Here is a 13276-nt window from a genome sequence, read left to right as displayed (position 1 = left end):
AAAAGTGGACAATAAAAATGTTTGAATTATTAGAAAATTTAATGTAAAATAACAAAAAGGAGGTAACTTCTATGAACAAATTTGCCATTGATAAAAAGCTTATGAAACAATTAGCCGCGATTCGTAACAAGAAGAAGCCTTCAGAAGAAATTCTGAATTCCCTTTATGCCCAAGCGATGCTTGAATACTCGATATATGAGTATCAAAAAAATGAAATTTGTAACCAAATTGATGAGGCATTAGAGGCAGAGGATGAAAAGAGATTTTTTGTATTATCAACACATTACAATGAGCTGTTAGACCGTTATCGCCCAGGAAAGACGTTGTTTGAAAAAGGATATGAACTAAATATACAATTTTTTGACTAATTATAGCAGAGTGTCTTGCACACTCTGCTTTTTTTGACTTCTTTTAGAGGTCATTTGAATATATATTCAAAATTTATACAGCGTTGTATTTAGATAGACTCAAGGATTTTTTCAATACCTCGGCGAGCACCAGAGATATTTCTTGCTACTGGACCAATTTCTAGTTCTGATAGGGCCCCAATGGCATAAAGTCCCTCATCCCATTGCAAGGATGTCGACAGGATGGGGTAACCACATGCTGCACATTGGAGTTTCCTATCTTGAATTGTTGAGTTAAGCCATTCAATCCCAGGAGGTGATTGATGGAACCCTGTTGCCAATAAAATGTGGTCAGCTTTTATTTGTTGTCCAGACTGTAATGTAATTTTATTTAAAGAGCTATTGGCCTGTACTTCCATTACTTCATCCTGTAAAAAGGAAAGCGCACCACTTTTTATTTGTTTACCAATCTTAGCTTTAATATCGAGTGGCATTGATCCTCTATGACGTGCTTTGCGGATCATTTCTCGTCTCTTATCATAACTAGATACAGTTTGGAAGTTTCTCATTAATTTTGGACCAAGCCATCCAGGATCAGAATCAAATTGATGTACTCTAAGAGAATGTCTAGAAATTTGAACTGTGTTTCCAGGAAGATGCTGACTCCACTTAATTGCAGCGTGTGCCGCAGAAATTCCGCCACCGATAATTGCTATTGATTTTGCAGTTTCAGTGACCTGTTGAGTTCGATCAAATATATGTGAAATCGAAGCTTCGTTTTCTTTTGCGGTAACTGCCCATTCTGGCCAAAATGGGTGTTCACTTAATCCAATCGCTAATATAACATTTTTACTTTCAAGCTCTTGCCCATCCTTAAGTATAACCTTCCAGCTTGTTTTGTCTTTCTTTAATTGGACGACTCTTCCTTGAAGCCAGCTTTTATTTAATCTCGTTTCCTCAAATAAATGCTCGCAGTGTGTATTAAATAATTGTAATCCTGGTCGGTCATAAGGTTTATAAAAAGAAGCGTAAGGTCTTCCTTTTGATGATTTCGCAAATTTCTCAAGGTCAAAATGAGCAGGTGCAAGGTGATGAATGGACGGAGACCGTAAGTAGGGCATTTCGATAATAGATGTGCAATGACGCCACATGGATAATGGTTGTTCATTTGGATCTATAATGGCTAAATTTTCAATTGAAACTTTATTTTGTTTTAGGAGATATACAGCTGCGGTGCAACCTTGTATCCCACCACCAATAATTAGCCAGTCAAACATGATGTAACCTCCAGTTATATAATCGTAATCATTACTATTTAATATACAAAAACAGAATATAATTTGCAATGTATTCTTTAATGATAGGGGAGAATATGATAAACTACAAATCGGAATAGTTACGTTTTACTAAAAGTGTAAGTATTAGTGAGAGTGAGGAGAGCAGCAATGATTTTATCCGATAAAACGATAAATAAGATGTTGAGAAACGGAGAACTTACAATCGAGCCCTTAACGGAGGGGCAAGTACAACCAGCTTCAGTAGATATAAGATTAGGTACGCATTTTTTAAAGATTGATGAAAATGTAATTGAGTCAATCTCTCTTGAAAAAGAAGCCAAATATATTGAATTTGAGAGCAATGAAGTCGTGATTCCGCCCAACTCGTTTTTATTAGCCACAACCAAAGAATATATAAAACTCCCCAACTATGTAACAGCTTTTGTAGAAGGACGTAGTTCAATAGGGAGGATGGGGTTATTTATTCAGAACGCGGGCTGGGTTGACCCTGGGTTTGAAGGTGAAATTACATTAGAGCTATATAACGCAAACCGACTTCCTATTCGATTAAAATCAGGAAGAAGAATTTGTCAGCTTGTTTTTGCATTAATGGATCAGAAAGCAGGAGCCCCTTATCAAGGGAAGTATCAAGGGCAGCGTAAAGCAGTAGGAAGTCGTATATATAAGGATATTGATTGATGTTAATAGAAGAATATAATTAGAACCCTTCAACTTTTAATGTTTACCACAAGCACCTAGCGTAGAATTTTTGCTAGGTGCTTTACCTTCGTTTTTTGTTGGAACTTATCTAGTCTATATTCGCTTTCCTTGGCCTTGCCAGTGGGGTGCACGAAGTTCTGTTTTAAGTATTTTTCCTGAAGGGTTTCGTGGTAATGCAGACACAAAGTCAACCGATTTAGGTTTTTTGTAGCTTGCTAGTTTACCGTCACAATAGGTAACAACATCATCTTCTGTTAAAGAAACACCTTCTTTAGGAACGACAATTGCTTTTACAGACTCACCCCAAATAGGATCAGGTACCCCAATAACCGCTACGTCTAAAATGCCTGTATGTGTATAGAGAAACTCTTCAATTTCACGTGGATAAATATTTACGCCCCCACTAATAAGCATGTCTTTTTTTCGATCAACGATATAATAAAACCCGTCTTTATCTTGTCGAGCCATATCTCCAACTGAAAAAAATTCCCCGTAAAAAGACTCTCGGTTCGCAAGTTCATTTTTATAATATCCATCTAATAAGTATGGTGCTTTAATATAAAGTTCACCAACTTCACCAGCTGCTACTGGATTTCTTTGTTCATCTAATAGTAAGCATTCGACCATCGGAAATGGTTGTCCGACACAAGCATCTTTATTCCTAATATCCTTTGGCTTAATATTTAAGGTTATGGCTGTTTCTGTAGATCCGTAAAATTCGTGAAGATCTGTTCCTTTAAAATAATTAAGTATTTCATTTTTCGTTTGAGTTGGTAAAGGAGCGCCTGCTGAAATTAGCACACGCATTGATTGGTGGTCATACTTTTCTTTCGTAGCAGCAGGGAGATTAACGATGAAATTAAACATCGTCGGTGCCATAAAAGTATTCGAAGCTTTATATTTTTCAGTTAGCTGCAAAAATTGTTCAGCGTCAAACGTTTCTTGAATGACGACAGTTCCACCAACAATGAGTTGCATTAGTAAGAAAATCCAAGGAGCAGCGTGATAAATGGGGCCAGCAACAATATGAATGTCAGACTCGTCTAATTTATATTCATAGGCCGCTACCATGCCAGTTAAGACTCGAGATCGGTGAGAAATGACGACTGCCTTTGGCTTTCCTGTTGTGCCCGAAGTATAGCCATAATAAAATGGATCGGTTTCGTTAATTGTTACACTTGGTTCTTTAGTAGAACCCGATTGAAGGAAAGCTTCATATTGGTGAAATGGATACTGACCTTGTCCATCTACGACTAGAAGTGTATCTAATTGTGGAGTTGAAGCGATGACATTACGAATGAGATCTTCATATTCGCCAGTTGTTATCATAGCGCGGCATTCAGAATGATTAAGAATATATTCAATGTCCTTACTAAGTAAACGATAGTTGATTGGAACGAGAATTACGCCAATTTTGGCGAGTGCACCAATAATCTCAATATAAGCAGAATGATTTTTCATAAAAACAGCTACTTTGTCACCCTTTTGAAAGCCTTTTTTAGTAAATGCGTTAGCTAGTTGATTCGTTCTGATGTTCAGTTCTTCGTATGTAAGTATTTGGTTGTGAAATATAACCGCAGTTTTTTCCTTATATTTTGAACCATTCTGTTTAAAAAAAGAGCCAACAGTAAGCACAAAACTCACATCCTTTTTGAACAAGTATATAAACATTGTAACAAAATTCTGAAAATAAAAAAATAGAACAATTGGTCAGAGATGGTCAAAAAATAGTTGCCAATATTAGTCATATGGTATATATTTAAATTAATAAATGGTCAAATATAGTCAAAGTCAAATAATGATAAAAAGGAGTGAAAATCAATGAAATGTACAAAATGTCAAACACGTGAAGCAAATGTTTTTTTACAAGTCCAGGTTAATGGTCAAAGAAAAGAATTGACAGTCTGCTCTCACTGTTATGATGAAATTCGGCAAGGGGCTAAGAAGGGCGAAACGTTTTCACCATCTGACTTCCAATTTGATTCAATACCAACTGGAGAGAATTGTTCAACAGGCGCATGTAATCTTGAACCTGAAAAGTCGGGTGTATTAAAACAATTTGGACGTAACTTAACGGAAATTGCAAAAACAGGAATGATTGACCCTGTTATTGGTCGAGAAGATGAAATTGAGCAAGTAACTGAAATTTTAAATCGTCGTAATAAAAATAATCCAGTGCTAATCGGTGAACCTGGAGTTGGGAAAACAGCCATTGCAGAAGGTCTTGCCTTAAAAATTGTAGAAGGTAATGTACCAGATAAATTACGTAATAAAGAAATCATTTCACTTGATGTTGCTTCACTCATTTCAGGAACTTCATATCGTGGACAATTTGAAGAACGCATGAAGCAGCTATTAGATGAATTAGAAGCAAACCAAAATACAGTTCTTTTTATTGATGAGATACATCAGCTAGTTGGTGCAGGTAAAACGGAAGGGTCAATGGATGCAGGGAATATATTAAAACCAGCATTAGCACGTGGTCAAATTCAAGTAATTGGTGCAACAACTCTGAAGGAATATCGAGATATTGAGAAAGATGGTGCACTTGAAAGACGTTTTCAACCGATTATTGTAAAAGAACCATCTGTTGAAGATGCGATAACAATATTAAAAGGGCTAGCGCCAAAATATGAAGCGTATCATTCAGTAAAATACCCTGAAGATGTAATCAAAACATGCGTAGAACTTTCACATCGCTTTATACAAGATCGTCTGCTTCCAGATAAAGCCATTGATTTACTTGATGAAGCGGGCTCAAAGCTTAATTTAAAGGAAGCAGGGAGCAACCAATCTGCTATTGAATCAAGGCTAGAAGTCATTCAAAAAGAAAAGATTAAAGCGGCTGAAAAAGAAGACTATGAAAAAGCTGCAAAATTACGTCAGGAAGAACTGCAATTAGAAGAAAAGCTAAAAAATGCAGCTGCATATCAAGACCCAATTGTAGCTGTTGAAGACATTCAACTGTTAATTGAGAAGAAAACAGGCATACCTGTTCGAAAACTTCAGCAAAGTGAACAAGAAAAATTAAGAAATCTTCAAGCTCAACTAGGTAATAAGGTGATTGGTCAATGTGAGGCTGTAGAAGCTGTGGCAAAAGCAATTCGCCGCAGTCGTGCAGGCTTTAGTCGCTCCAATCGTCCAATTGCTTCCTTCCTGTTTGTAGGTCAAACAGGGGTTGGTAAAACAGAATTAACTAAAGTATTAGCTGAGGAGTTATTTGGAAATAGAGATGCTTTAATTCGTCTAGATATGAGTGAATATATGGAAAAACATACTGTTTCTAAATTAATTGGCTCACCTCCAGGTTATGTAGGACATGAGGAAGCAGGTCAGTTAACAGAACAAATAAGAAGAAAGCCATATAGCATAGTGCTCCTAGATGAAATGGAAAAAGCTCATCGAGATGTTCAACATCTTTTCTTACAAATTCTTGAGGACGGAAGACTGACAGATAGTCATGGCCGAACAGTGAGCTTTAAAGACACAGTCATCGTAATGACAAGTAATGCAAAACAACTTGACCATTATTTTAAACCAGAGTTTCTTAACAGAATTGACACTACAGTTCATTTCAATCAACTAGAAAAAGAGCACTTGCTTGAAATTGTTGAGTTAATGCTAAAGGATGTTTATAAAAAAGCAGCCGAACAATCATTAAACATTGAAATTACAACTGAAGCAAAAGAAATAATTGTAGAAAAAGGGTACGATCCCAACTTTGGTGCTCGTCCGTTAAGAAGAGCAATTCAAGAAAAGATTGAGGACCTAATTGTAGATTTAATTATTGATGAGGAAGATGTCAAAACTGTCAAAGTAGACGCATGCGATAAGGAAATTGTTGTAACTAAAAAATAAAGCCAGTATGCGATAAGGGTAATATTGAAAGGGACTCCCTAGAAAAGGAGTCCCTTTTTATTGTGAATTATTAGTTTTTAAATTTGTATAACAATAAACGCTAGGGTCATCACTCTTATTTTAATAATTGTTTCAATTGTCCTAATCCAATTAACTCTTCAACCTGCCAAGGAATTAAGACGGTTTTTTCCGCTAACTCTTCAGAAACATAACGAATCCATTTAGTTTCTGAATTTGCTCGTTGTAAGAGTATAGAGTCCTTTGTATTAGTTCCATAAAAGCTTTGATTAATGACCCACCATTTTGGAGTAATAGAAGCTCTTTTTAAATCATCTTGTAGCCTTGAAGCTTCAAAGACAGGAGTTGCTTCTGGCAGTGTTACTAGTACTACAGTTGTTTCAGTCGGGTCTTTTAAACGCGGTAAAAGCAACCGAACTGCTTCAGGCATGTCCCCGCTAGAGCGTGTTACTTCACGATGATACGACTCCGCGGCATCTAGTAATAATAATGTATGACCTGTTGGGGCTGTATCAATAACAACAAATGCCTCTTGTCCTTTATGAACGACCGCAGCGAATGCACGGAATACCGCAATTTCTTCGGTGCATGGCGATTCGAGGTCTTCTTTAATATAGGCGAGACTATCTTCATCCAAATCATTAGCTACCTTACTTAAAACCTCTTGCTTGTATTTTTCTACCTCTACCTCTGGATCAATCCTACTAACAGTTAAATTTTCAAAAGGTGTTTCATCATTGAGAATTAGTTCCAAATGAGCAGCAGGGTCAGTTGTCGTTAAGTGAACTGGATAACCTTTTTCTGCTAGGCCGAGTGCAATAGCAGTAGCAGTCGTTGTTTTTCCAACACCGCCTTTACCCATCGTCATAATGACACCCTTTCCTTGCTTAGAAACGCTATCAATTAATTCGTTTAATGATGGTAGAGAAGGTAGTACATTAGAATGTTCTTTAACAAAATCAGATGTACCATAACTAAATAGCTTCGTTAAAGATCTTATTCCAGTTAAAGAAAATGGAACGAGAGGTAAATAAAATGTTTCGTTTTTAGCTATACGTTCAGGCAGAGAGTTTAATGCTTTTTGATGTTTAGACTCTAACGCGTTAGCTATGAAGTCATCATCTTGTTGAGGTTGAAAAACCCCATTAATGATAAATTTTTGGTTTGTTATTCCAATTTCCTCAAGCTCGTTTGCGGCACGAGTGGCTTCTTGCAGTGAAGAATAATCAGGACGAGCTACAAGATAAATCGCCGTCTTTTCGTTATTTGATAAAACTTTAACTGTTGTTTCATAGAGTGCTTTTTTCTCTTGAAGACCAGAGAGAGGCCCTAAACAAGAAGCACCGTGAGTACTTTCATCTAAAAACGAACTCCATGCAGTTGGGAGTTGCAGTAGTCGCAATGTATGCCCAGTCGGAGCCGTATCAAAAATGATATGATCATACGATGCTGTTAGTTCCCCGTTTGCGAGCACATTTGTAAATTCGTCAAAGGCAGCAATTTCAACGGTACAAGCACCCGATAATTGTTCCTCCATATTCGTTATTGCTGCTTCAGGTAGCTTTCCTCTATAAGGGCCAATCACTTTTTCACGATAAGTCGCAGCGGCTTGCTCAGGGTCAAGATTAGCAGCAAAAAGTCCAGGACAAGATGTAATCTCCACGGGCTCTTGAGATAATTCGATTTCAAATACATCCTGCAGATTGGATGCTGGATCAGTACTTATGATGAGAACTTTTTTTCCTGAATGGGCAAGGTGACTAGCTGTAGCAGCGGCTGTGGTTGTTTTCCCAACACCACCTTTACCAGTGAAGAAAATATATCTTGTGTTAACTGCGTTTGCAGGCTGGAACTGTTCCATAAGTAGAACTCCTTTTTATCAACCTTATTATTGAACTTCTAAGTCAATTTTTAATGACTTTGGTTTAGTAACGAATGTGTTAATAGGTAACCCTGTCCATTCTGACAACTCATTTGCCGTCGGATAATTTCCTTTTTTCTTTAGTTCTCCATTGACAATAGTAGCAGGTAACGCATCAGTTCCCTCATCGTCAAGTAGCTGGCTTATTACTTCAGTTGTTACATAAGGTTCTGCATTTTGAGATAAATTATAGCGGACAGCATCTATGTTGTTCTTTTGTAATGTGTGAATATCTTTTGCGATTCGGGTTAACTCTGGGTCTACACTTGGTCCACATATCCCTGTAGAACAACAAAGTGCAGGATCAAAAATTTCAATTTTTAATGACATATTTACATCTCCTTTACAAATAAATAAATTGACATATAAGTATATGCTTATATAATAATGGTTGTAGATCATATTTACAATGAATTTGTTGTGAACAGTTGATGACTATAGTTTTTCTTAATACTTCAATAGCTATGTAAGGGGAAGGAGTGCCGTTCATGAACAATATGACTCAGGAGGTAGACATTAATAAGCTAGCAAATGTTCTAAAGTTATTAGGGGATAAAACAAGACTTACAATGATTGCATTGTTATTTGAAAGTGAATGTTGTGTATGTGAAATGGTTGAATTATTTGAAATGAGTCAGCCTTCCATTAGTCAACACTTACGGAAGCTAAGAGATGCAGGTTTAGTGAAGGAACGAAGGAAAGGGCAGTGGATTTTTTATTCATTAGATGAAACTAATCAGTATTATCCAATTATTGAAAGTTTGTTAAAGCACGTTCCATCACAAAGAGAAAAATTAGACCAACTCGAAGCGTGTGGATTACGCATTATTCAATGTGATTAATCATGTAAAAAGGAGAGAAGAAACGTGACACCTATTATTTTAGCAACGGTGATTTTTTTACTCACGTTAACGCTAGTGATATGGCAACCTAAAGGGTTATCTATTGGGTGGTCAGCGTCTATAGGAGCTGCGTTAGCATTACTTGTCGGTGTCGTAGACTTTGGAGATGTTTTAACTGTAACAGGAATTGTTTGGAATGCGACCTTAACATTTATAGCTATTATTATTATTTCACTCATTCTTGATGAAATTGGATTCTTTGAATGGTCTGCGTTGCATATGGCAAGATTTGCTGATGGGAACGGGGTCCGCATGTTTGTATACGTTGCATTACTCGGTTCTCTCGTTGCCGCATTCTTTGCCAATGATGGAGCTGCACTCATTTTAACTCCAATTGTACTAGCAATGGTACGGGCATTGAACTTTAAAGAAGCTATGATTTTACCATTTATTATGGCAAGTGGATTTATTGCTGATTCAACAAGTTTACCGTTAATTGTAAGTAACCTTGTTAATATAGTTTCAGCTGATTTCTTTGGTATTGGATTTGTGGAGTACGCTACGCGGATGATTGTACCAAACCTATTTTCACTTGTAGCAAGTATAATCGTACTATATTTATATTTCCGCAAAGACATACCTAAAAACTACAATATCGATCAATTAAAGGTTCCACACGAAGCAATCAAAGATCATCGAATGTTTAGATTATCGTGGTTTGTACTTGGTTTACTACTGGTAGGCTACTTTGTTAGTGAATTTATTTCATGGACAAATCCTGTGACAGGTGAAGTTGAGCACTTCCCAGTTTCATTTATTGCCGGTGTTATTGCGATTTTCTTTTTGATTATGGCTAGAAGAAGTCCAGCAGTAAATACAACTTCTGTCATGAAAGGTGCGCCTTGGACGATCGTTGTTTTTTCAATTGGGATGTACGTAGTTGTTTACAGCTTACGTAATGTTGGATTAACAGATGTGTTAGCTCAAGTTTTGGATGCAAGTGCTGATCAAGGATTATTTGCAGCAACGATGTCAATGGGCTTTATTGCGGCGATCCTTTCATCCTTTATGAACAATATGCCAACAGTGATGATTAATGCTTTAGCGATTGCTGATACGCAAGCAACTGGAGTATTAAGAGAAGCACTGATTTATGCAAATGTCATCGGGTCTGACCTTGGACCGAAGATTACACCAATTGGTTCCTTAGCGACCTTATTATGGCTCCATGTTCTTGCAACTAAAGGTGTGAAAATTAGCTGGGGTTATTACTTTAAAGTTGGAATTGTCATTACAATCCCTACATTATTTATTACACTATTAGGCTTATACCTTTGGTTATTACTAATAGGTTAAGTGAAACAAATGGTTTAACAATAGATAAAAATCTATATTGCTAAAGGAGATACAAAAATGAGTAAACCAATTATCTATTTTCTTTGTACTGGAAATTCTTGCCGTAGCCAGATGGCTGAAGGGTTTGGAAAAAAATATTTAGGAAACAAATGGGATGTGTATTCAGCAGGGATTGAAGCTCATGGTGTCAATCCAAACGCAATTAAAGCAATGAAAGAAATCGATGTCGACATTACCTCGCAAACATCAGATGTAATTGATCCTGAAATCTTGAATAAGGCGGATATGATTGTTACGCTTTGTGGTCATGCCAATGATGTATGTCCAGCGACACCACCTAATAAAGACAGAGAGCATTGGGGTTTTGATGATCCAGCGAAAGCAGAAGGAACAGAAGAGGAAAAATGGGAATTCTTCCAACGTGTTCGTGATGAAATAGGTGAACGTATTCAGAGGTTTGCAGAAACAGGAAAATAAAAAAGCCAATAACAATAAATACTTACCCGAATGTTTAATTTGGGGCTGTTAAAATTTGATGTTGATTTATCTCACCATACAATTGGATAAAAATAAGAAGCATCCTCATTGCATAAAAGGGATGCTTCTTTATTCTAACTTTATACTGACTAAGCAGTTGTTCTTTAATAAGGATGCAAAATATTGGTTCATATATTACGTTAAATGTACGTACGCATTTTGATGAATTCTTTCTTTCATGACGTACGTTTGAAAGACCATTTCAAGTGCAGTATCTTCACAACCTACTTTTTCTTTAACATCCTCAAATGTCCCATGTAAGAATTTATCGACTGTTAGCAATTTCTTCATTTTTACGGGGTTATATCCCATTGTCATCACCTTTCCTTTAGTAATCATAGATAAATGGATCCTTTGATGTTTTTATCTATTATTATCATATCGTGTCGAAATAGTCTATAAATGTGATCAAAAATTTTGAAGCAATTTCCAAGTTCATGATCACAAGAGTGAATTTATAAGTATGTACTATATATGTATTAACAACAAAAGGAAAAGGTGAAAGGGTTTTCACTTTATCCATATTCTGATTCGACACAAATTATGAAGCATTATCGTAATAAATAGAATTTAGAAAATTTTTAAATAATTCTTTAATGAAAACCCTATATTAAAAAGGAAAAATTGAATTAATAATTGAAGTAATTATAGAATATGAGAAGATGAAGGAATGATTTCATATGTTAAAATACGATTTCAATAAAGAAATATTAGAGGCTGTAATAGACACTGCTTATGAATGTATTGTAGTTGTTGATAAAGCGGGATGTGTTACATATATAAACCAGTCATACTGCGAGTTTTTAGGTGTAAAAATGGATGATGTATTTGGTAAACATGTTACCGAGGTGATTGAGAATACTCGTATGCATGAAGTTCTTGAGACAGGAAAGGAAGAAATTGCTCAACTACATTATCTTAATGGTACTTATATGATTGCTAATAGAGTCCCTATTCGACATAATGGTGAGATAATTGGGGCTGTTGGGAATGTTGTATATCGGGATAAAGAAGAATGGCAACAGATGAATACTCATATTAAAGGATTGATGTCTCAGCTAGAGTACTACCGTGAGGAGTGGCAGAAAACAACAGGTGTCAAATATAGTTTAGGAGATATTGTAGGGAAATCTGAAAAAATTCAACAAATTCATAGGCAAGTACAGAAAGTAGCTGCTAGTGATATATCGATTCTTTTAAGAGGAGAAAGTGGTACAGGAAAAGAACTGTTTGCCCATGCTATTCATCAATTAAGCAATCGTAGTCAAAAACCATTTGTAAAAGTAAATTGTGGAGCAATACCAGAACACCTTTTAGAGTCAGAGTTGTTTGGGTATGAGGAAGGAGCCTTTACGGGTGCAAAGAAAGGTGGAAAACCAGGTAAGTTTCAATTAGCAAATTCAGGTACTATCTTTTTAGATGAAATTGGAGATATGCCACTGAATATGCAAGTGAAATTATTACGTGTTCTTCAAGAGAAGGAAATTGAGCCAGTTGGCGCAGTAAAATCTAAGGTAATTGATGTTCGGGTTATTACAGCAACAAACCGACCATTGGAAAAAATGGTTAAAGAGGGCCGATTTAGAGAGGATCTATTTTACAGGGTGAATGTTATTCCTATAACTATTCCTCCATTACGAGAGAGAGTGAGAGATATTATTCTCATAGCCTATGCTTTAATCGAGAAGATAACCCAAAAGGTTGGTAAACGAAAGTTAATTCTTTCCCAAGAAGTTGAAGAGGTTTTATTACAGTACCACTGGCCAGGGAATGTTAGAGAGTTAGAAAATGTCATTGAGGCAGCTGTCCATTTTGCTAGCGGAAATGTAATAACAATTGAAGCACTACCTCAATACTTAAAAGAAAACGTGAGCCTTTCTACTGAAGAAAAAACATTAAAAGAAATTCTCGAAGAAACTGAAAGAAAAGTGATAAAGAATATGTTAATAAAGAACAATTATGATAAGTTAAAAACGGCTAAAAGTTTAAATATAAGCAAATCGAGTTTCTATGAAAAGTTAGCAAAGTATAAATTAAAGTATTAACGCATGTATAAAATTCCAGTATTTCGGAATCTAATCCAAAATACTGGAATTTTTTTGTTTATAGCTATCACAAAACACCCTTTCAACAATTGGTTATGTCTATCCCTTTTTATCATTCCGAATATACGGAAGAATTATAAAAACTTACTTTTCTCAAATTTCTGTTATGTTTAACAACTTATTTATAGATATTCTGTCAGAACGATAGATTTAGTTAATCTTTTTTTGTGAGTATAGATGAAATTAGTAAAATTTTATATAGTTTCCCCTTTTGGAACAAAACTTGCATTGCATAGAGTAAGTAAAGATTTGTTAATAGAAGGGAAGGGGATGTGCTTAAAGATAAATGTAAGCG

At 35.9% G+C, this 13276-nt stretch carries 12 protein-coding genes; 7 read left to right on the top strand and 5 right to left on the bottom strand.

Features of this window, described 5'->3' with window-relative positions; translation table 11 throughout:
• Positions 1-71: 71 nt before the first annotated feature.
• Positions 72-368: an IDEAL domain-containing protein gene (locus GKP30_RS05545; protein ID WP_216828406.1), complete on the top strand. Its 297-nt coding sequence runs from the start codon at positions 72-74 to the stop codon at positions 366-368.
• Positions 369-457: 89 nt separating this feature from the next.
• Here the strand turns inward: GKP30_RS05545 and GKP30_RS05540 are convergent, their stop codons facing one another.
• Entirely contained in the window at positions 458-1624 is a 1167-nt protein-coding gene (locus GKP30_RS05540) for an FAD/NAD(P)-binding protein (protein ID WP_216828405.1), read from the bottom strand.
• 168 nt (positions 1625-1792) lie between these two features.
• Between GKP30_RS05540 and dcd the strand changes: the two genes are divergently transcribed.
• Positions 1793-2323, top strand: coding sequence for a dCTP deaminase (dcd, locus tag GKP30_RS05535; RefSeq protein ID WP_216828404.1), 531 nt, complete (start codon positions 1793-1795; stop codon positions 2321-2323).
• A gap of 114 nt (positions 2324-2437) precedes the next feature.
• On the opposite strand, the gene GKP30_RS05530 is transcribed toward dcd, so the two are convergent.
• Complete coding sequence (locus GKP30_RS05530; RefSeq protein ID WP_216828403.1) at positions 2438-3979, bottom strand: class I adenylate-forming enzyme family protein; 1542 nt, start codon at positions 3977-3979, stop codon at positions 2438-2440.
• A gap of 186 nt (positions 3980-4165) precedes the next feature.
• Here GKP30_RS05530 and GKP30_RS05525 point away from each other — a divergent pair, with 186 nt between their 5' ends.
• Positions 4166-6202, top strand: a complete 2037-nt coding sequence (locus tag GKP30_RS05525) for an ATP-dependent Clp protease ATP-binding subunit (RefSeq protein WP_216828402.1) — start codon at positions 4166-4168, stop codon at positions 6200-6202.
• Positions 6203-6317: 115 nt separating this feature from the next.
• Here GKP30_RS05525 and arsA read toward each other — a convergent pair whose 3' ends face one another.
• Complete coding sequence (gene arsA / locus GKP30_RS05520; RefSeq protein ID WP_216828401.1) at positions 6318-8081, bottom strand: arsenical pump-driving ATPase; 1764 nt, start codon at positions 8079-8081, stop codon at positions 6318-6320.
• Positions 8082-8108: 27 nt separating this feature from the next.
• A complete protein-coding gene (arsD, locus tag GKP30_RS05515) occupies positions 8109-8471 on the bottom strand; it encodes an arsenite efflux transporter metallochaperone ArsD (protein ID WP_216828400.1) in 363 nt (120 codons plus the stop codon).
• Positions 8472-8629: 158 nt separating this feature from the next.
• Here arsD and GKP30_RS05510 point away from each other — a divergent pair, with 158 nt between their 5' ends.
• From GKP30_RS05510 to arsC, 3 genes are read left to right on the top strand one after another with little or no spacing between them, the layout of a single operon-like run.
• Positions 8630-8983: an ArsR/SmtB family transcription factor gene (locus GKP30_RS05510; RefSeq protein ID WP_328703122.1), complete on the top strand. Its 354-nt coding sequence runs from the start codon at positions 8630-8632 to the stop codon at positions 8981-8983.
• Between the two features lie 24 nt (positions 8984-9007).
• Entirely contained in the window at positions 9008-10339 is a 1332-nt protein-coding gene (locus tag GKP30_RS05505; RefSeq protein WP_328703121.1) for an arsenic transporter, read from the top strand.
• Positions 10340-10396: 57 nt separating this feature from the next.
• Positions 10397-10816: an arsenate reductase (thioredoxin) gene (arsC, locus tag GKP30_RS05500; RefSeq protein WP_216828399.1), complete on the top strand. Its 420-nt coding sequence runs from the start codon at positions 10397-10399 to the stop codon at positions 10814-10816.
• Between the two features lie 195 nt (positions 10817-11011).
• On the opposite strand, the gene GKP30_RS05495 is transcribed toward arsC, so the two are convergent.
• Positions 11012-11215, bottom strand: a complete 204-nt coding sequence (locus tag GKP30_RS05495) for a hypothetical protein (RefSeq protein ID WP_216828398.1) — start codon at positions 11213-11215, stop codon at positions 11012-11014.
• A gap of 341 nt (positions 11216-11556) precedes the next feature.
• On the opposite strand from GKP30_RS05495, the gene GKP30_RS05490 reads away from it, so the two are divergent.
• Entirely contained in the window at positions 11557-12921 is a 1365-nt protein-coding gene (locus GKP30_RS05490) for a sigma-54 interaction domain-containing protein (RefSeq protein WP_216828397.1), read from the top strand.
• Positions 12922-13276: the final 355 nt, after the last annotated feature.

Origin of the sequence: Alkalihalobacterium elongatum (assembly GCF_019024285.1) — a bacterium.
Classification (GTDB): domain Bacteria; phylum Bacillota; class Bacilli; order Bacillales; family Bacillaceae_F; genus Alkalihalobacterium; species Alkalihalobacterium elongatum.
The sequence above is the reverse complement of the archived record's forward strand: the minus strand, read 5'-3'. Positions and strand labels throughout refer to the sequence as shown.

Excerpts from the sequence above, each read along its gene's own strand:
- arsA (WP_216828401.1), bottom strand. The coding sequence starts at position 8,081 with ATGGAACAGTTCCAGCCTGCAAACGCAGTTAACACAAGATATATTTTC.
- GKP30_RS05510 (WP_328703122.1), top strand. The coding sequence starts at position 8,630 with ATGAACAATATGACTCAGGAGGTAGACATTAATAAGCTAGCAAATGTT.
- GKP30_RS05540 (WP_216828405.1), bottom strand. The coding sequence starts at position 1,624 with ATGTTTGACTGGCTAATTATTGGTGGTGGGATACAAGGTTGCACCGCA.
- GKP30_RS05545 (WP_216828406.1), top strand. The coding sequence starts at position 72 with ATGAACAAATTTGCCATTGATAAAAAGCTTATGAAACAATTAGCCGCG.
- dcd (WP_216828404.1), top strand. The coding sequence starts at position 1,793 with ATGATTTTATCCGATAAAACGATAAATAAGATGTTGAGAAACGGAGAA.
- GKP30_RS05525 (WP_216828402.1), top strand. The coding sequence starts at position 4,166 with ATGAAATGTACAAAATGTCAAACACGTGAAGCAAATGTTTTTTTACAA.
- GKP30_RS05495 (WP_216828398.1), bottom strand. The coding sequence starts at position 11,215 with ATGATTACTAAAGGAAAGGTGATGACAATGGGATATAACCCCGTAAAA.
- arsC (WP_216828399.1), top strand. The coding sequence starts at position 10,397 with ATGAGTAAACCAATTATCTATTTTCTTTGTACTGGAAATTCTTGCCGT.
- GKP30_RS05490 (WP_216828397.1), top strand. The coding sequence starts at position 11,557 with ATGTTAAAATACGATTTCAATAAAGAAATATTAGAGGCTGTAATAGAC.
- arsD (WP_216828400.1), bottom strand. The coding sequence starts at position 8,471 with ATGTCATTAAAAATTGAAATTTTTGATCCTGCACTTTGTTGTTCTACA.